General features: G+C 52.6%; 17 protein-coding genes and 1 pseudogene. 6 read left to right on the forward strand and 12 right to left on the reverse strand.

The annotated features are described in order from the left end of the window. The first annotated feature begins 150 nt into the window (after nucleotides 1-150). The 3 genes from rsuA to ACMVME_RS07130 all read left to right on the forward strand — a co-directional run bounded on the left by rsuA (nucleotide 151) and on the right by ACMVME_RS07130 (nucleotide 2,695). Entirely contained in the window at nucleotides 151-858 is a 708-nt protein-coding gene (rsuA, locus tag ACMVME_RS07120; protein WP_014170938.1) for a 16S rRNA pseudouridine(516) synthase RsuA, read from the forward strand. Nucleotides 859-873: 15 nt separating this feature from the next. Beyond that, the gene (locus ACMVME_RS07125) at nucleotides 874-2,070 is read left to right on the forward strand and encodes a Bcr/CflA family multidrug efflux MFS transporter (RefSeq protein ID WP_014170937.1); all 1,197 of its coding nucleotides are present in this window, start codon (nucleotides 874-876) and stop codon (nucleotides 2,068-2,070) included. A 280-nt stretch (nucleotides 2,071-2,350) separates the two neighbouring features. After that, nucleotides 2,351-2,695, forward strand: a complete 345-nt coding sequence (locus ACMVME_RS07130) for a YejG family protein (RefSeq protein ID WP_014170936.1) — start codon at nucleotides 2,351-2,353, stop codon at nucleotides 2,693-2,695. Nucleotides 2,696-2,698: 3 nt separating this feature from the next. Here the strand turns inward: ACMVME_RS07130 and yejF are convergent, their stop codons facing one another. The 9 genes from yejF to ACMVME_RS07175 all read right to left on the reverse strand — a co-directional run bounded on the left by yejF (nucleotide 2,699) and on the right by ACMVME_RS07175 (nucleotide 14,280). Then, nucleotides 2,699-4,288 carry a microcin C ABC transporter ATP-binding protein YejF gene (yejF, locus tag ACMVME_RS07135; RefSeq protein WP_041162786.1) on the reverse strand — a complete coding sequence of 530 codons (1,590 nt, stop codon included), beginning with the start codon at nucleotides 4,286-4,288 and terminating at the stop codon, nucleotides 2,699-2,701. A gap of 1 nt (nucleotide 4,289) precedes the next feature. Next, a complete protein-coding gene (locus tag ACMVME_RS07140) occupies nucleotides 4,290-5,315 on the reverse strand; it encodes an ABC transporter permease (protein WP_014170934.1) in 1,026 nt (341 codons plus the stop codon). Further along, complete coding sequence (locus ACMVME_RS07145) at nucleotides 5,315-6,409, reverse strand: microcin C ABC transporter permease YejB (RefSeq protein ID WP_014170933.1); 1,095 nt, start codon at nucleotides 6,407-6,409, stop codon at nucleotides 5,315-5,317. Before ACMVME_RS07145 ends, ACMVME_RS07140 begins: the two co-directional genes overlap by 1 nt. A gap of 9 nt (nucleotides 6,410-6,418) precedes the next feature. Beyond that, nucleotides 6,419-8,224, reverse strand: a complete 1,806-nt coding sequence (locus ACMVME_RS07150) for an extracellular solute-binding protein (RefSeq protein WP_068794820.1) — start codon at nucleotides 8,222-8,224, stop codon at nucleotides 6,419-6,421. A 77-nt stretch (nucleotides 8,225-8,301) separates the two neighbouring features. Then, nucleotides 8,302-9,843, reverse strand: coding sequence for a cyclic di-GMP phosphodiesterase (locus ACMVME_RS07155; protein WP_068794819.1), 1,542 nt, complete (start codon nucleotides 9,841-9,843; stop codon nucleotides 8,302-8,304). Between the two features lie 127 nt (nucleotides 9,844-9,970). Continuing rightward, a complete protein-coding gene (gene mepS / locus ACMVME_RS07160) occupies nucleotides 9,971-10,540 on the reverse strand; it encodes a bifunctional murein DD-endopeptidase/murein LD-carboxypeptidase (RefSeq protein WP_014170930.1) in 570 nt (189 codons plus the stop codon). A 416-nt stretch (nucleotides 10,541-10,956) separates the two neighbouring features. Next, on the reverse strand, nucleotides 10,957-11,670 hold the full coding sequence (locus ACMVME_RS07165; RefSeq protein ID WP_025203633.1) for a phosphatase PAP2 family protein: 714 nt from the start codon (nucleotides 11,668-11,670) through the stop codon (nucleotides 10,957-10,959). 33 nt (nucleotides 11,671-11,703) lie between these two features. After that, complete coding sequence (locus ACMVME_RS07170) at nucleotides 11,704-12,690, reverse strand: CobW family GTP-binding protein (RefSeq protein ID WP_014170928.1); 987 nt, start codon at nucleotides 12,688-12,690, stop codon at nucleotides 11,704-11,706. Between the two features lie 123 nt (nucleotides 12,691-12,813). Next, entirely contained in the window at nucleotides 12,814-14,280 is a 1,467-nt protein-coding gene (locus ACMVME_RS07175; RefSeq protein ID WP_068794818.1) for a mannitol dehydrogenase family protein, read from the reverse strand. A 204-nt stretch (nucleotides 14,281-14,484) separates the two neighbouring features. Here ACMVME_RS07175 and uxuA point away from each other — a divergent pair, with 204 nt between their 5' ends. Beyond that, a complete protein-coding gene (uxuA, locus tag ACMVME_RS07180) occupies nucleotides 14,485-15,675 on the forward strand; it encodes a mannonate dehydratase (RefSeq protein WP_032678583.1) in 1,191 nt (396 codons plus the stop codon). A 43-nt stretch (nucleotides 15,676-15,718) separates the two neighbouring features. On the opposite strand, the gene yeiP is transcribed toward uxuA, so the two are convergent. Further along, the gene (gene yeiP, locus ACMVME_RS07185; RefSeq protein WP_008500940.1) at nucleotides 15,719-16,291 is read right to left on the reverse strand and encodes an elongation factor P-like protein YeiP; all 573 of its coding nucleotides are present in this window, start codon (nucleotides 16,289-16,291) and stop codon (nucleotides 15,719-15,721) included. A 164-nt stretch (nucleotides 16,292-16,455) separates the two neighbouring features. Between yeiP and ACMVME_RS07190 the strand changes: the two are divergent. Continuing rightward, nucleotides 16,456-16,539 (forward strand): annotated as a pseudogene (locus ACMVME_RS07190) (YkgJ family cysteine cluster protein); the annotation flags it as partial. A 35-nt stretch (nucleotides 16,540-16,574) separates the two neighbouring features. Here ACMVME_RS07190 and ACMVME_RS07195 read toward each other — a convergent pair. Beyond that, the gene (locus ACMVME_RS07195; RefSeq protein ID WP_045143047.1) at nucleotides 16,575-17,666 is read right to left on the reverse strand and encodes a DUF4236 domain-containing protein; all 1,092 of its coding nucleotides are present in this window, start codon (nucleotides 17,664-17,666) and stop codon (nucleotides 16,575-16,577) included. A 235-nt stretch (nucleotides 17,667-17,901) separates the two neighbouring features. Between ACMVME_RS07195 and ACMVME_RS07200 the strand changes: the two genes are divergently transcribed. Further along, nucleotides 17,902-18,180 (forward strand): YkgJ family cysteine cluster protein, encoded by a 279-nt coding sequence (locus ACMVME_RS07200; RefSeq protein ID WP_072048460.1) that lies wholly within the window; start codon nucleotides 17,902-17,904, stop codon nucleotides 18,178-18,180. A gap of 2 nt (nucleotides 18,181-18,182) precedes the next feature. Here ACMVME_RS07200 and ACMVME_RS07205 read toward each other — a convergent pair whose 3' ends face one another. Further along, the gene (locus tag ACMVME_RS07205) at nucleotides 18,183-18,776 is read right to left on the reverse strand and encodes a hypothetical protein (RefSeq protein ID WP_045143046.1); all 594 of its coding nucleotides are present in this window, start codon (nucleotides 18,774-18,776) and stop codon (nucleotides 18,183-18,185) included. Nucleotides 18,777-18,785 lie beyond the last annotated feature (9 nt).

Here is an 18,785-nt window from a genome sequence, read left to right on the forward strand (position 1 = left end):
GGGTCTCGGTTTAGTTATTTCGCATATAGTATGCCACGAAACTTTTTCCCTTGAGTGGCGCAACCAGACCATTATACTGAGCCATTCCAGACTGCTTCTTTTTCGGACCTGTTGTCCGACTTCCAGCACCATTAAGGCTAAAAAGATTTCATGCGACTTGATAAGTTTATCGCTCAGCAACTCGGCGTAAGCCGCGCTATTGCCGGGCGTGAAATTCGCGCCAGCCGCGTTACCGTGGATGGCGACATTGTGAAAGACACTGCGTTCAAACTCCAGCCTGACCATCAGGTTGAATATGACGGCAACCCGCTGACCCAACAGCACGGGCCGCGCTATTTCATGCTCAATAAGCCGGAAGGCTATGTCTGTTCCACGGACGATCCGGATCATCCAACGGTGCTTTATTTCCTCGACGAACCGGTCGCGCACAAGCTGCATGCCGCTGGCCGTCTTGATATCGACACCACCGGGCTGGTGCTGATGACCGACGACGGGCAGTGGTCGCACCGTATCACGTCTCCCCGTCATCACTGCGAGAAGACGTATCGGGTGACGCTGGAGTCTCCAGTCGCGGATGACACGGCAGAACAATTTGCCAACGGCGTTCAGTTGCATAATGAAAAAGATTTGACCCGGCCTGCCGTGCTTGAAGTGATCGCGCCTACCGAGGTTCGTCTGACCATCAGTGAAGGGCGCTACCATCAGGTGAAGCGTATGTTTGCCGCGGTGGGTAACCACGTTGTCGGTCTGCATCGTGAACGTATTGGCGCAATTGAACTCGATCCTGAGCTGGCGCCCGGCGAATATCGCCCGTTAACGGAAGAAGAGATCGCCAGCGTTGGTCTGCCTTCGCATTAATTTCAGGAGAACTCTGTGACCACCAGGCCACACTCGTCGTTCAAAATTGTCTTCATTCTTGGCCTGCTGGCCATGCTGATGCCGCTGTCTATTGATATGTATCTGCCTGCGCTGCCGGTTATTTCCGCGCAGTTTGGCGTACCGGCAGGCAGCGCGCAGATGACGCTCAGCACCTATATTCTCGGTTTTGCCCTCGGTCAGCTGTTTTATGGCCCGATGGCGGACAGCTTTGGCCGCAAGCCCGTTATTCTTGGCGGGACCCTGATTTTTGCAGGGGCAGCGGTGGCCTGTGCGCAGGCGCAAACCATCGATCAACTGATTGTCATGCGCTTTTTCCACGGTCTGGCGGCGGCAGCGGCAAGCGTGGTGATCAATGCCCTGATGCGCGATATCTACCCGAAAGAAGAGTTCTCCCGGATGATGTCGTTTGTGATGCTGGTGACGACGATTGCACCGCTAGTGGCCCCTATGGCCGGTGGTGCGGTACTGGTATGGTTCAGCTGGCATGTGATTTTCTGGATCCTGGCGCTTGCCGCGCTGCTGGCCTCGGCAATGATCTTCTTCTTTATTGATGAAACGCTACCCGCGGAGCGCCGACAGAAGTTCCACATCCGAACCACAATGGGGAATTTCGCCTCACTGTTTCGCCATAAGCGCGTGCTGAGCTATATGCTGGCGAGCGGTTTCAGCTTCGCCGGGATGTTCTCATTCCTGAGTGCCGGGCCGTTTGTCTATATCGAACTGAACCATGTTTCTCCGCAGCACTTCGGTTATTACTTTGCGCTAAACATCGTCTTCCTGTTCATTATGACCATCATTAACAGCCGCTTTGTCCGCCGAGTCGGGGCGTTGAACATGTTCCGCGCCGGGCTTTGGATCCAGTTTGTGATGGCTATCTGGCTGGTGCTGAGTGCTTTTACAGGCGTGGGCTTCTGGGCGCTGGTGGTGGGGGTTGCGGCCTTCGTCGGCTGCGTGTCGATGGTTTCCTCCAATGCGATGGCGGTGATCCTCGACGAATTCCCGCATATGGCAGGCACCGCCTCGTCGCTGGCCGGAACATTCCGCTTTGGCATCGGCGCCATCGTCGGGGCGTTACTGTCGATGGCCACGTTTAATACGGCCTGGCCGATGCTGTGGGCGATGGCGTTTTGTGCAACCAGCTCCATTCTTTTCTATCTCTACGCCAGTCGGCCGCGAAAGGTGGCCAGCTAACGCGCAAATAAGGCCCAGTCAGGGCCTTTTTTGTTGACACACATCAACCAAAGCTGCGTTCGTTTACCCTGTGTTTGTTTCTTTTATGTAAAATCTATTTGTGTAAAAAGTCACATCATTGTATTTAAAAAGGTTGAGTTAGATCGCAGAAACGGGTACATATAGCGCCGACGCGAGCCTGAACACCTATAAAAAAGCGCCGAATAGTGCAGGCTGGCGATGATGTGTTACTATAAATGTAAATAAATTGTGAAGTAAATTTTGCTTCCGGGGAACGAACGTGAATACATTACAACTCTCCATAGTCCATCGCTTGCCCCAGAGCTATCGCTGGTCGGCGGGTTTTGCAGGTTCGAAAGTTGAACCGATTCCGCAAAGCGTCGCGGGTTGCGAGAATTGTCTGGTTGCACTTAAGTTGCTGAGCCCGAGCGACGAAAATGCATGGCGAGTCATGGAACGTCTCAGCGAGGCCCTGACGGATATTGAAGTGGACAGCTCCGTACTGGAGTGTGAAGGTGAACCCTGCCTGTTCGTGAAAAGCCAGGATGAATTTGCCGCGACCTGCCGTCTGAAAAACTTTGGTGTTGCTATCGCTGAGCCTTTCTCGGGCCAGTATCCTTTCTGAGCGCTAGTCTGCGGACAACAGCTGGCGCGTGTAGCTCTGCGTTGGCGCAGCAAATACGCGCTGGCACTCTCCCTGTTCGACCACTTCTCCCTGTCGCAACACAATCACCTGATGGCATAACGCCCGCACAACCTGTAAATCATGGCTGATAAAGATATAGGCCAGCCTGTGCTTTTCCTGCAATCCTTTCAGTAATGCCAGGATCTGAGCCTGAACGGTTCTGTCCAGCGACGACGTCGGTTCATCCAGAATGATCAGCTCCGGTTTGAGGATCAGCGCGCGGGCAATGGCGATACGCTGGCGCTGACCGCCGGAAAATTCAGCCGGGTAGCGGTGCCGGGTATCCGGATCTAAGCCAACTTCTGCCATAACGCGTATCACTTCTTCTTCCCGCTGCCGGACGGTCAATGCCGGCTGATGAACGCGCAGACCCTCTTCGACAATCTGTAATACGTTCAGCCGTGGGTTAAGCGAGGAGTTTGGATCCTGAAACACAACCTGCATGCGGGGACGAACGGGCAACATCTGGCGACGGTTCCAGTTGTGCAGCGGCATACCGTCAAAGAGGATCTCACCCTGCGAGGCGATTAAGCGCAGCAGTGCCAGGCCGGTGGTGCTTTTCCCCGAACCGGACTCGCCCACCAGCCCCAGCGATTCGCCCGGACGCAGGGAAAAATGGATATTTTTCAATACCGGATTCTGGTCGACGATGCGCCGCAGAATCCCTTTGCGAACAGGAAACGACACGCCCAGCCCCTCAACGCGCAGCAACGGCGCGCTGTCAGCCGGCAGGGGAACCGGGTCACCCGTGGGCTCGCTATCAAGCAGACGCTGCGTATAGGGGTGCTGAGGCGCTTTCAGCAGGGTGGCTGCGGTGTTCTGCTCGACGCAGCGTCCGTTTTGCATCACGGCGACGCTGTCGGCGAGCTTTCTCACAATGCTGAGGTTATGGGTGATAAACAGCAGGCTCATGTTCAGTTCGTCACGCAGCTCCCGCAGCAGCCGCAGAATTTGCGCCTGCACCGTCACGTCCAGCGCGGTGGTGGGCTCATCGGCAATCAACAGTTCGGGTCGCGTGAGCAGGGCCATCGCAATCATCACCCGCTGACGTTCGCCGCCGGAAAGCTGATGGGGAAAATCGTTCAGCCGTTTTGCGGCATTGCGAATGCCGGTTCGTTCAAGACAATCCAGAATCTCCCCCCGCGCCGCCTCTTTGCGCATGCCCCGGTGCAGGGACAGCACTTCATAGAGCTGTTTTTCCAGCGTGTGCAGCGGGTTAAGAGAGACCATCGGCTCCTGGAAAATCATGGCAATGTTATTGCCGCGAATCCCGCGCAGGGTTTTTTCATCAGCATGCAGCAGCGAGTGACCGTGAAACAGAATGTCGCCTTGCGGATAGCTGACGGGCGGAGACGGAAGCAGGCGCAGGATCGACAGTGCCGATACGCTCTTGCCAGAGCCTGACTCGCCTACCAGCGCCAGCGTTTCGCCGCGCTGGATCTGCAGCGACAACTCCGTGACCACGGTACGCGCCTCACCCTGTTTTGAAAAGGCAATCGACAGGTTATCAATACTGAGAAGGGGCTGCGTCATCTTATACCGCCTTGTTGGGATCAAAAGCATCGCGCACGGCTTCGCCAATAAAAATCAGCAGTGAAAGCAGCACGGCCACGGCAAGAAAGGCGGTGATGCCTAACCACGGTGCCTGCAGGTTGTTCTTGCCCTGCAGCAGTAGCTCGCCGAGCGACGGGGAACCGAGAGGGAGCCCGAAGCCAAGGAAATCAAGCGAGGTGAGGGTAGTGATGGAACTGCACAGAATAAACGGCAGGAAAGTGAGGGTCGCTACCACGGCGTTAGGAAGCATATGGCGGAAAATGATCCCGCGGTCGCTCACCCCCAGCACCTGGGCAGCGCGAATGTAATCGTAATTACGGGTGCGCAGGAATTCCGCCCGCACCACGCCTACCAGCGCCATCCAGCCGAAGATGACGGTAATGCCTAACAGCCACCAGAAGTTTGGCTGTACCACGCTTGAAAGCAGAATGATCAGAAACAGCGTCGGCATGCCTGACCAGACTTCAATAAAACGTTGGCCCCACAGGTCGATTTTCCCGCCGTAGTAGCCCTGAACGGCACCTGCTACCACACCCATCACGCTGGAAAAGACGGTCAGCATCAGCCCAAAGAGGATCGAGATCCGCGTGCCGTAGAGGATGCGTGCCAGCACATCGCCACCGTTGGCATCCGTTCCCAGCCAGTTTTGCGCGGAAGGCGGGGAAGGGAAGGGGGTGGTGGTCGCAAAGTTAATGCTGTTTGCGCCAAAACGCACCGGCGCCCAGAGTGCCCAGCCGTGCTGTTCAATTTGCTGGCGAAGCCACGGATCCTGATATTCAGCGGGCGTCGCAAACGGGCCACCAAAATCGCTTTCGCTGTATTGGGTGAGAACGGGCACATACCAGCGGTCGTTAAAGTGCACCAGCAGCGGTTTATCGTTGGCAATCAATTCCGAACACATGCTTAAGACAAACAGGACGGCAAAGATCCACAGCGACCAGTAGCCGCGGCGGTTGTGGCGAAAACGGGCCCATCGGGCCTGGTTGACGGGGCTTAAACGCGGCATCAGCGGCCCTCAAAATCAATTCGGGGATCAACCAGCGTATAGCTGATATCGCTGATGATATTCAGCAGCAGGCCAATCAGGGTGAAGATATAAAGTGTGCCAAACATGACCGGATAATCGCGCGACACGGTGGCTTCATATCCCAGCAAGCCCAGTCCGTTGAGGGAGAACATCACCTCTATCAGCAGCGAGCCGGTAAAAAACATACTGATGAACGTGGCAGGAAATCCGGCAATCACCAGCAGCATGGCGTTGCGAAAGACATGTTTCCACATGATCTGCTTTTCGCCGACGCCCTTCGCACGGGCAGTCACAACGTACTGTTTACGGATTTCATCGAGAAAGGCGTTTTTGGTCAACATGGTCAGGGCCGCAAAGCCGCCAATGACGGTCGCAAGCACCGGCAGCGTGATGTGCCAGAAATAATCGGTGATCTTCTTGTACCAGGGCAGGGTGCTGAAATCCGCTGACACCAGCCCCCGCAGCGGAAAGATATCGAAATAGCTGCCACCGGCAAAAAAGACAATCAACAGAACGGCAAACAGAAACGCCGGAATGGCATAGCCGATGATGATAAACGTGCTGCTCCAGACATCGAAGCGGCTGCCATTGTGAACCGCTTTACGGATCCCCAGGGGAATAGAGACGAGATAAATAATCAACGTTCCCCACAGCCCCAGGGTAATCGACACCGGCAGACTTTGCTTAATCAATGTTAAAACTGACGCGCTGCGAAACAGGCTGTCGCCAAAATCAAAGCGGAGGTAGTCCCAGAGCATGTTGAAATACCGCTCGTGAAGCGGTTTGTCGAAGCCATAACGATGGGTGATCTCGGCGATGACTTCCGGATCCAGGCCACGTCCGCCGCGATAATGGCTTTCACTGATATTTCCCAGGCCGGTGCGGGCATGGCTCGCGCCCATTCCTTCGCCACCGCCGCCAGGCATGCCGCCGCTGTTGCCAAATTCAATGGCTGCAATAGCCTGGTCGACCGGGCCGCCGGGCGCGATTTGCACAATAAAAAAGTTAATCGTGATGATTGCCCAGAGGGTCGGGATAATCAGCAGGAGACGGCGGATCAGATACGCACCCATGATGATTCCTTATCGCCGCTCAGCGGGAAGTCTGGCGGCTTTGTTAACGTCATACCACCAGGTGTCGAAGCCCAGTGAATAGACAGGGCGTACGGCAGGCTCGGAGAACTTGTCCCAGCGCGCAAGCCGGTCTTCGCCCATATACCACATTGGCAGCATGTAGTAATTCCAGGTTAAGACCCTGTCGAGGGCGTGTCCCAGCGGCAGGAGTTTTTCTTTATCACCCTGCGCCGCCACAATTTTCGCAATCAAGGCATCAATCGCCGGGCTTTTCACCCCCGGCGCATTGTAGGAGGAGTCGATATAGCTGGATGCCCAGGAGATTTGCAGATCCGAACTGGGCCACGGCTGCGCGGGCCACAGAGTTTGCATCATGTCGTAATCACGGCTGCGTTTGCGGTTGGTGAGCTGCGCGTTGTCGACCTGGCGAATGTTCATGGTAATCCCCAGCCGTTCAAGATTGTGCTTAAACGGCAGCACCCACTGATCGTTGCTTCCGGACGCAAGCAGCAGCTCAAAGCTTAACGGTTTGCCCGTTCTGGAATCGACGCGTTTTTGATTCTTCAGTGGCCAGCCTGCGTCATCCAGCAGTTTACTGGCTTTAAGCAGGTTGTCGCGATCGTAGCCGTCGCCCTTTGACGCCGGAGGCTGAAATACCGTCGTGAACACCTCCGGTGGCAGTTCTGCTTTCAGCGGTGCCAGCAGGACAAGTTCGTCCGCTTTTGGGTAATCGCGTGCGGCATATTCAGTGTTCTGGAAATAGCTATTTGCCCGGCTGTAAGCGCCGTAAAATAGCGCTTTGTTCATCCATTCAAAATCAAAGGCCAGGGTAATGGCTTCCCGCACCCGGCGGTCAGTAAATACCGGACGCTGGATATTAAACGCCAGCCAGCGCGTATCCTGAGCGGACGCGTTTTTATGCTCGTCTTTAACGATATACCCGTTAGCGAAGTTTTTGCCGATATACCGTGTCGCCCAGTTTTTAGCGCTGCTCTCCACGCGCATATCGAACGCACCGGCTTTGAATGCTTCAAATGCCACGTTATCGTCAAGGTAGTAATCGTAGCGAAGGGTATCGAAATTCCAGCGGCCCCGGTTTACCGGCAGGTTTGCCGCCCAGTAGTCTTTGACCCGGGAATAGACAACATACTGCCCCATGCGCCAGTCGGTGATGCGGTAAGGGCCACCCGCCAGCGGGGGCGTGGAGAGCGGGTCGCTAAGTTTGTGATCTTTCCAGAACGATTCAGGCATCACGGGCAGGGAGAACAGGCTGAGCATGTTCTCTTTATTCGGCTCACTCAGCTCAATACGCACCGTGAGCGGGGCAATGGCTTTGACCGTCACGCCTTTGTAGACAATGCGGAACTGGGGAACGCCCTCAGTCATAAATTTGTGAAATGTGAAGGCAATGTCGCTGGCTTTGACCGGCGTCCCATCGTGAAAACGCGCCCGTGGGTTAATCGAAATTTCCGCCCACGCAAAGTTATCCCCGTAACGCACGTTGTCGGCAATCAGCGGGTAGTAACTGCCGGGTTCATCATCAGACGTAACAAACAGCGTATCGTAGAGCGATTCTGTTCGCGCTGCCGCCACGCCGCGCAGGGCGAAACGGTTGAAGTTGTCGAACGTCCCCGTGGCGGAGAGGGTCACGTTTCCGCCTTTTGGCGCGGCAGGATTGACGTAATCAAAGTGCGTAAAATTGACCGCGTACTTTGGCTCACCAATCACGGAGAACGCGATGTTCTCTTTGATGGTTTGCGCCTGGCTGGACAGGCTCGTTAATGCCAACAGCAGCAACATAAAGCGCATAAGCATCTCGCGGCGGCTCCCTTTCGACTAACCGGCTCAGTTAAGCTGAATAATAAGTGACGTCACGGGCAATGTGAAATCATTCAACGTTCAGGCTGCCATTGGCGGAACTGCTCCAGCGGCATTGGGCGGCTAATCCAGTAACCCTGAAGGAAAACAACGCCATGTTCGCGCAGCCAGGCTGCCTGCTCCGGCGTTTCCACCCCTTCGGCGACGGTCGACATATTCAGTCGCCTTGCCAGGGTGAGTACGGCATCAAGCACCGGGGAGGTCACGGTTTCCGTCCCAATCGCGTTGACAAAACCCCGGTCAATTTTGATGTAATCCATGGTGAAACGCTCAAGGTAAATCAGCGCACTGTGGCCGGTACCAAAATCATCAATCGCAATTTCAAAGCCTTCATTGTGCAGCCATTCGAAAAGATTGTTGGCTTCCCGATGGTTAACCATGTCGCGCTCGGTGATTTCCAGCACGATCTGGAAATGATCCGGCGGCATTAAGTCCAGGAAAGTGCGCATATCCTCTTTGAAGCTTTCCGCATGCAGATGCCCCGGCGCAATGTTAATGCCCAGTTTTGCGCCCGGTGGCAGAAGGGTCTGTAATACCGGCGCGTCGCGGATGATGAGGTCAAAAAGATGCAGCGTCAGCGGCACAATCAGCTTCTGCGCTTCGGCGAAGTTGATAAAGGCATCAGGCGGAATTTCCCCCATCGTCGGGTGTTTCCAGCGCATCAGGACTTCGACACCGCGCATTTGCAGCGTCTCTGCATCCACAACAGGCTGATACACCACATAAAACTGGCCACGTTTAATGGCGCTCAGGATCTCTTTGCCTGGGTTAAGACGCGTGGTGAGGATATAGAAATTAAGCGAGCCGGCCGCAATCCCGCAGACCAGTCCAAAGAACACCGCGAACAGGATTTCATCGCTCGTCCACTCTTCGGCGTACAGTTTGATCGTCAGCGGAACCTCTTTTAGGGTCGCGGTGCGTGCCGGCGTTTCATGTAAATCCTGTGCCTTAACCAGTGTGGCGGACCTGGTCGACAACGCATTGTCGCCAATGATGATGGCAATGCCCGCGAACTCGTTCTGGCGTGCGGTATAAAGCATGTACGGAGTCAGGTTGATGTTTACCGAAGTAAACACGCCGCCGTTCTTCACCAGCGGATTTCGATACCAGATGGCAATCGCGGGTCTGTGCGGCATCATCGGTGTGCCCGGCAGTAACGCCATATCAATTTGTTTATCGATGTGCAGCTCGGGTATCAGTTCTTCCATCGGGACGTTCATCGGACCGGTGGCTGAAGAGCAGTACGCCAGTTTATCCCTGACCAGCAAAAAGGCGCGCACGTTAAGGCTAAAGGCCGCGCGAGAGGTCAGCTCAGCGTTGACGTCGTGGCAGCTGTTCAGCGTGAGCGGCTGAAGGAGATCGATAGAGCTTTTTAACTCATCGAAGTAGCTTTCCATGTAGATGCTCACGTCGTCAATCAGGGTGTCGAATCTGACTTCCCGCTTGTGGTAGCTCCAGAAAAATTGCAATGAACCCAGGAGCAGGGCTGTGATCAGGCCGGTGATAAGGCTGAGGAAAAGTATCTTGCGATTACTGGAGAAGTAGCGGGTGAACATAGACGTCGTGGTTCCTGGATTGCCGCTGAATGTATTCAGTGTAACGGGCAAAAAAAAACACCGCCGAAGCAGTGCTTTTTTTTATCATATCGCCGGCCAAGGGATAACCAACGATACAATGATTATTTTAACTGCGGGTCAGTACGCGGCGCGCTTCGTTATAGCGCTTCTTCCAGTAAGGTTCGTTCATGCTGGAAATGGTCACACCGCTGCTGGTGGAGGCATGTACAAACTGGTCATTGCCAATGTAAATGCCAACATGTCGACCTGTCGAACCCGCACGGAACAGGACTAAATCCCCGGTGCGCAGTTTAGTGCGTGAAATCGACTTGCCCATCTCCTGCTGTTCGTAAGTTGAACGCGGAAGATCTAACCCAAACTGCTCACGGAAAGTACGCTGTACGAAACCGGAACAATCAATGCCTTTTTTGGTGCTGCCGCCAAGACGATAACGCACGCCTTTCCAGTCAGCATACTGGTCCATAATACGGGACTTCACGTCCAGATTACGTACCATATTTTCAAATTCATCCTGAGAGGCTTGCAGTGACGAGGAATCTTCCATTCCCACAACACGCGTCTCAGGATGCATATTCTTTGCGGTGTTCGATGTACTACATGCAGATAACAGTACCGCCACTGCTATCGCCGGGATCCCCCGTAAGATATATCTCAAAATCGGTTGAGATTTGACCATTTTGTTTATTATCCCTTGAAGTCCTTAACGACAAATATCGTTATAAAAAATGCCAAACGTGACGAGACTAATTATCTGTTCACAATGAGACAATTCTTTCTGATCACATTTGTGGCGTAGCGCACAAATTTATTCACCAGCGAAATAATTATCTCTATGGGGCAAAACGAGTTCGAGATTAACCGATTGCCTGGGGTATTGCGAGCAAAAAAAGCCTTTTTTTTATAAGAAATTGTGATACAGAAAGTAAAAATTGATAATTGTTCAAAAAGCGCACGATCAAGGTTAAAAACCGTGCAACACATTCATTTTTATCACGAATATTGTGACGAAATGATGACGGGAGGGGGGGAAAGGGGAGAAAAGTGCATCAAGGATCAAAACGATCCCTGATGCATAGTGTTAATTAAGGTTAATTATTGGTTTCTGATTTGTTGCGTTTTGCCGGGGAGGTAGCGATCGAACACGGCTATTATCTTGTCGCTCAGCGGTGTCATCAGACACCACGGCAGCGCAACCAGCACAGAAGAGAGCGAACCGACTGCAATATCAGTGAACCAGTGAGCGCCAATCATTACCCGTGGGAAGGCAAAAACCACAAAAATAATCAGGGCTATCGCAAAGGCTTTTCGGCCGAAATAGCGGAGCATCACGCCGGAAAAAATAAGCAGCATCATTCCGTGATCGCCCGGGAAACTGGCCTTCGACGCATCTTTCGTTGGAATATGCAGCAGCTCGCTGACGCGATAAATATCGGGGAAGAACAGCGTTGGGCTGGAACGCTTAACCGGAATAATGGCCGTTGCCAGCTGGTTAATTACCACTGCAAGCAGCAACATCATCAAACCAATAATCAGAATACGGCGGCGTCCTGTTTTGTCCTCTTTCAGCCAGAAAGAGAGCATCAGGCCGCCCATCGCCAGCAGCGAGCAGCCGTCAAAGGCGCGGTTATTCGTGATAGCAACCAGCCACAGGAAGGCTTCGCTCTTCACCAGCTCCTGGTTGAAGAAGTGAAAAATGGCAGAATCCAGCGGAAACCAGACACCATGATTCGCCGGGATATACCAGGAGAAAAAGAGCGCCAGACCGGCGACATTAAGCAGTAATATCAGGGGAAGTCGAGTCGTCATAACATTCAGCATAGAGTGAAATCTGGGGCAACGTTAGCCGCCCAAACTTAAACGAAGCTTCAACAGGCTGGACTGCAGGGCATTCCAGTCGGCGTTAACCGCACTAATTAACTCTATTCGACTATCAGGTGGCGCCACATTTTGCGTTTCGATAAAGAAATCTTCGCCCTGACGGTTGATCCGCACCAGCCCGTCCGGGGTGCGCATGATCCCTTTAACACGATCGACCGGAGCCAGTCTGGCCCATTCGAGTATGCCGATGGTGTCGAATACGGTATCCGCATCGAAAATCCATCCGCAGGCCTGATAGCCCTGGCCGCTGTTAAGGTTACGACGCCAGCGCTGGTGTTCCGGCAGACTCAGGGCAGCCAGACCCTGTTTTTGCGGATGGCTGTGGGCGTGTTCCGCGCTTGCCGGGAGCGCCGCCAGGTTCAGGCGAGGCAGGTCAAGCAGGGCGTTATCAATTTTCCCCTGGGTGGTCTGCACCCGCTGACGGTTGCCACCGAAGTGCTGCCACCATGTCTCCAGCGCGGACTGGCTTTCCGCCGTTGCGCGATCCTCTTTATTGGCGACGATAATATCTGCCGAGGCGAGCTGGTCGCGGAAGTTCTCGTTGGTCACGGCTTTTTCATCCAGCAGCTGACGGGGGTCCAGCAGGCACAGCGTGGCACGCAGATCGATCCACGGCTCGTAGACCGGCGCGGTCAGTAAATCGAGAATTTGCTTCGGATGACCCAGCCCGGTCGGTTCAATCAGCAGACGGTCTGGTTTGCCCTGACGCAGCAGCGTATTCAGCCCGACCTGCATCGGCAGACCATTTACGCAGCACATGCAGCCTCCGGGGATCTCTTTGATCATCGCGCCGCTGTCTGCCAGTAATGCGCCATCAATACCCACTTCGCCAAATTCATTGACCAGTACGGCCCATTTTTCTGCCGGATCCTTATTGGCCAGCAGGTGGAGAATTGAGGTGGTTTTACCGCTGCCGAGAAAACCGGTAATGAGGTTGGTTTTGGTCACGTGCGCTCCAGTCGATAATTGTGATGCTATAACAATTATCCATCATCCTGGCGAAAAACGGGCGCAATGAGAAGGGGGAGGGCGAACGGAGGCAATCGCCGTTCGCCTTAAGCGCAATAATCGCTAAATATTTAACGTTTCGATAACAGCCTGACGCGCGCCATGGCGGGCGATGCGCTGATAGGCCTGGCTGATGGCCTCCACGAATAGGCTATTTTGTGCGAGATCGTGACCAAAGATTTCACTCAGCCCCAGCAGGGCGTTGACGCGCTCAGCGTCGCTGCTGGCTGCAACAAGGGTGCGGATTTTATCACTCAGCGGATCGCGCACATCAATCGCGTCGCCACGCTCGTCGGTACCGCTGACGTAGCGGATCCAGCCTGCAACGCCCAGGGCCAGCAGCGGCCACGCGGTTTTACGTTCAAGATGGATGCGGATCCCATCCAGCATGCGTTGCGGCAATTTCTGGCTTCCGTCCATCGCAATTTGCCAGGTCCGGTGCTGCAGTGCCGGATTGGCAAAGCGTTCAAGCAGGCTATCGGCATAAGCCGTGAGGTCGACATCCTTAATACGCAGCGTAGGAGCCTGCTCATTCAGCATTAACCGACGTGCGGCTTCGCGAAAAGCGGTGTCTTCCATACATTCGTTGATGTGTGCATACCCGGCGAGGTAGCCCAGATACGCGAGGAAAGAGTGGCTGCCGTTGAGCATGCGCAATTTCATCTGTTCCCACGGCAGAACGTCCTGCACCATTTGTACGCCAGCCACTTCCCATGCCGGGCGTCCGGCAACAAAGTTATCTTCCACTACCCACTGAATAAACGGTTCGCAGCTGATGGCACAAGGATCTTCTACTCCAAGCTCTTGCGTGATTTCTGCCAGCGACGCCTCGGTCGCGGCGGGAACAATTCTGTCGACCATGGTCCCCGGAAAGCTCACATGTGAATCAATCCACTCTGCCAGCGCCGGGTCGCGTTTCTGGGCCATCCCTAATACCGCGTTTTTCACCACATGGCCGTTATCAGGGATGTTGTCGCAGGAGAGGACGGTAAAAGCGGACAAACCGCGTTCACGGCGGCGGTGGAGCGCCTCGACCAGGATCCCTGGCGCGGAGTGCGGTTCAGACGGGGTCTCCAGATCGTGAACGATCCGGGAGTTGTGCAAATCCAGATTACCGGTGGCGGGATCGATGCAATAACCTTTCTCTGTGATGGTGAGCGACACAATGGCGACCTGAGGTTCACAAAATTTCTCAATGATGGCAGGCAGAGAATCCAGTTTTGCGTTCAGACATTCATGGACGGCACCGACGATAATCGGCTGGTTTCCCTCCGCCCCTTTTTCCAGCACGGTGAAGAGATGATCCTGTGCGCGCAACTGGCTCATCAGCACGTCGCCGCTGAAGAGGCTAATCTCACAAATACCCCAGTCGCCGCCTTTCTCATTCAGCACCCGGTTTGTTAACAAGGCCTGATGCGCGCGGTGAAATGCGCCGAAGCCAAAATGGACGATGCAAGAGCGTAACTGCTTACGATCGTAGCGAGGGAGCTGGACATGGGCAGGAAGCGAGGTGGAGGCAATTGTCTTCATGAAATACACACCTGATTAACCATTAATTAACAACGCCAGTGTAAAGTTATATGACAGCAAATAAAATTGGTGAGCCGTAAATATCCCCGAAGTGTGAGTTTGATCAATCAATGTGTGGCGGTGTGTTGACCCTTTATGGCAAACATGTATGGTAGTCGTCATCGTAGTCATCCATATTGGTATAACAACTTTAGAGGTGAGGCAATGGAACAGACCTGGCGTTGGTACGGGCCGAACGATCCGGTTTCTCTTGATGATGTGCGTCAGGCTGGCGCAACGGGTGTCGTGACGGCGCTGCATCACATTCCTAATGGTCAGGTATGGCCGATTGAAGAAATCAAAAAGCGTCAGGCGCTGCTGGCGGAAAAAGGCCTGACCTGGTCTGTGGTGGAAAGCATCCCGGTTCACGAAGATATCAAAACCCATTCAGGTGATTATCAGACCTGGATTGCCAACTACCAGCAGAGCATTCGTCACCTGGCGGCCTGCGGTATTGATACTGTTTGCTATAACTTCATGCCCATTCTTGACTGGACGCGCACCGATCTTGAGTACACGTTGCCGGACGGTTCAAAAGCATTACGTTTCGATCAGATTGCCTTTGCCGCATTTGAGCTGCACATCCTGAAACGTCCTGGTGCAGAAGCCGATTACACGGCTGAAGAGCAGCAGCAGGCGCTCGCGTGGTTTAACGCAGCCAGTGACGCCGAGATTGAAAAGCTGACCCGCAATATTATTGCTGGCCTGCCGGGCGCTGAAGAGGGCTATACGCTGGATCAGTTCCGCGCGCGACTGGCGGAATACGGGAATATTGATAAAAACCAGCTGCGTGAAAACATGGCGTTTTTCCTGCGCGCTATCGTACCGGTAGCGGAAGAAGCGGGCGTACGCCTGGCTGTGCACCCGGACGATCCTCCGCGTCCTATTCTCGGTTTACCGCGCATCGTGTCCACGATTGAAGATATGCAGTGGCTGAAAGAGACCGTGGACAGTATCTATAACGGATTCACCATGTGTACCGGCTCTTACGGCGTGCGTGCGGATAACGATCTGGTGCAGATGATTGAAACCTTCGGCGATCGTATTCACTTCACGCATCTGCGTGCGACCTGTCGTGAGGATAATCCAAAAACCTTCCATGAAGCAGCGCACCTGGGCGGCGATGTGAATATGGTGGCGGTAGTGGATGCGATTCTGGCGGAAGAGGTACGTCGTAAGCACGCGGGTGACGTTCGTCCTATCCCGTTCCGTCCCGATCATGGTCACCAGATGCTGGACGATCTGCGTAAGAAAACGAACCCAGGTTATTCGGCGATTGGTCGTCTGAAAGGCATGGCGGAAGTGCGGGGCGTTGAGCTGGCGCTGAAGATGACGAAATACCCGGAACTGCTGTAACGTCTGTTGCCCGGTGGCGTTGTGCCACCGGGCGAATATCGCATTAGTCTGCGCGACCCATATAGCGTTTTTCTTCGATATGGATGCGGATTTTCTCGCCCGCGGAGAGGTATTCTGGCACCTGCACCACCAGACCGGTCGTCAGGGTTGCTGGTTTGTTGCGGGCACTTGCGGATGCACCTTTGATGCCCGGAGCCGTTTCCACGATTTCCAGATCCACGGTCTGCGGCAACTCCAGCGCCAGCAGCACGCCATCCCAGGTCAGAACCTGCATGTCAGGCATCCCGCCTTCAGGAATAAAGAGGAGTTCTTCTTCAATCTGATCTTTGGTGAAGATATACGGGGTGTAATCTTCTTTATCCATGAACACGTATTCGTTGCCATCAATGTAGGAAAAATCAACATAGCGGCGGGTCAGGGTCACGGTATCAACGATATCGTCACCTTTAAAACGTTCTTCCACTTTCAGACCGGTACGCACATCGGCGAAACGCATTTTGTACAGCGTTGCTGCACCACGGGCGCTCGGGGCCTGAATATCGATATCTTTCACAATCAGCAGCTTGCCGTTGTAATTCAGTACCATACCTTTCTTAATTTCGTTCGCTCTTGGCATTGCAGTAATCCTGTTTACGGGTGGTAAAAAATATCGCGCCAAATTACTCGTGCTCGGCCTTTCAGGCAAGCGGAATTCGTGGCTTTTGCTATCAATACACAAAAGGTGTTACTGTGCGCGCAATGCCCGACTGCGCGGGCGTTCTTCAGCGAAAGAGAGCCTGTATGGATTGTCGTCCCGATTGTGGCGCGTGTTGTACCGCACCGTCCATTTCAAGCCCCATTCCTGGCATGCCGGACGGCAAGCCTAATGGTCAATTATTCGCAGTATAAAAATGACAAAGCTAAGCAGAAATGACTTTTTTGCTAAGAGTTTCGATTGAATGTGAAAAGCTTTCTCCATAGCCAGTTTTAGACAGTTGTAATAACTCATTTAGTCCAGAATGACTTGTAAACGAAAGGTTTTCATACAGACATATAGGAAGTTCTGAATTGTCTTTAAATCTTCTGTCTGGGCCTCCAGACTTGTTCACATACTTCCATGTCCTGCCAACGACTATGGCATCTCCAGGTACACCTTCGCTTTCAATGAATCGGCTATCACCAACATTAACGAATAGCTGGTTATAACCAACAGCGCCTACACCTTCACGGTCATAAACGAGTACTCTGTCTGGAAAAAAATGTAATGTTTGGCGACCGACATTGATAGCAATCGTCTCAATATTTGTTTTAACAAAGGGAGGCTTTGATTTGCTGATAGAGGTTACTTTTCTGCGTAGTAAGTTACCAGCTCCGGCATGATACTTGGGGTCATAAACGGCTCCAGAAGCCTCTATATGCCATACTTTTGAGCAGCTTGCGAGCTTTGCTCCACTATCATGAAGTTGCTGGTAACATGCCATCATTTGATCATCAAAGTCATAAAAAAGCACAGTAGTCTTTCTTAGCTGATCGTACATGTAAGCAAAAACAGAGATTGCTACCCCTGCGATAAATCCTATAGCGATGCACCACTCAGGCCATGCCTGTGAAAAACCGTAAAGTAACAGCGCAATCGAAAGGCACATGACCAAGGGCCATATTTGTGACTTCTTACGTTTGTTGTTCAACTCTTCAAGTAGTTCTCGGGAACTTGAATCAACGATTTCCGAGATATGGGATGACTCGATTTCCTCAAGAGGTGCATGTGTAGTGGCATGTTCTATTGGGGAGTCGTCTGGTAAATGTTGAACCTTCTTTCTGTTCTGTGGGACCAGGCTTGGTGAAAGCGAAGCACGATAATAGACCCCGCCAGCGCCGATGTGGATGTAATTTCCTCTTGGGCCAGTACCAAACCTCAGCCCTTTTATACCAATAGATGCACCGACTCCTGATTTGGATAGGTTGAATCTCATCGGTCCAACGCGAATGCTCTTCTTAACATAAAAGCTCATAGTAACTCCTTGTAATAAGTTGCATGAAAATGCATCTGAGCAAGATTTTACACTGAAAAAATGAAGAGGTTAAGAAAAGCATATGGGGGTATTTATGCTTCTATTCCCATATTTTCAATACATTGAAAATGAATAGTCACATTACTTTAAAATGTGGACATATACGGCAAACTATCAGCCAGTAAGACATTCTGTTACTGTCAATGACCAATGGACGATGAGCAAGGAATCAGTAATGAAATGTCGTACCGATTGTGGGGCTTGTTGTACTGCCCCATCGATTTCAAGCCCAATCCCAGGAATGTCGCAGGGTAAGCCTGCTAATGTAAGATGTGTTCAGTTATCTGAAGATAACCTGTGTAGCATCTTTGGGTCGCCCCTACGCCCAAAAATATGCATTAGTCTTAAACCATCAATAGAAATGTGTGCTACGAACCGCGATGAGGCTATGATTTACCTTATACAGTTGGAAGAGGCAACAGCGCCTTCGGATGAGAACGGCGTCCACCTATAATTTTATGTGACATTGTTTTGTTTTTTTAACCTCTCATTTTCTTTGCGCAAAGTTTTAACTTCCTCTAATAAGGAGGCGTCGGAAGCTGCAGTTAGCGACGATTTCTCAATCTTCGATGGCCCACGTCTTTTCGTGACAAGTTTATATTCAGAATCAAAACGCAAGTTAACGTAACTATGCTTCGAATCGGGTTTGGTGGCCTTGTAGGTCGTTTCATAAACCGAGCATCTTTTTGTTGAGCTTATGAACATAGAATCGCCACAGAAAACCATTTCAGGTGCTGACAGGTATGCTACGTTGCCTTCACAGACGAAAAGATAACACAACGCTGATTGGCGATTTTTTAATATAGTTATGCTCAGGCGAGCAACGCCTATGTGTTTGTGCTGAGGAAGACGTTGTTTAATCTTTCTAACTCGATCTACTTCGCTTTTATCGAGTCCCCGTCTTTGGGCTATGGTTGAGAAAGAACGCTCAAAATCGAGATGTAAATCAACTTCTTTATTGTCAACCCGGTTCAGTTTTACGTTGGAATCGCGAAGAAAATAAGATTCGCTTTCTGTTCTTTTGGGAAAGATTGTAAAGTACAATTTCATGGTTACATC

This window comes from Enterobacter cloacae complex sp. 2024EL-00711, assembly GCF_047529885.1.
Classification (GTDB): Bacteria; Pseudomonadota; Gammaproteobacteria; order Enterobacterales; family Enterobacteriaceae; genus Enterobacter; species Enterobacter ludwigii.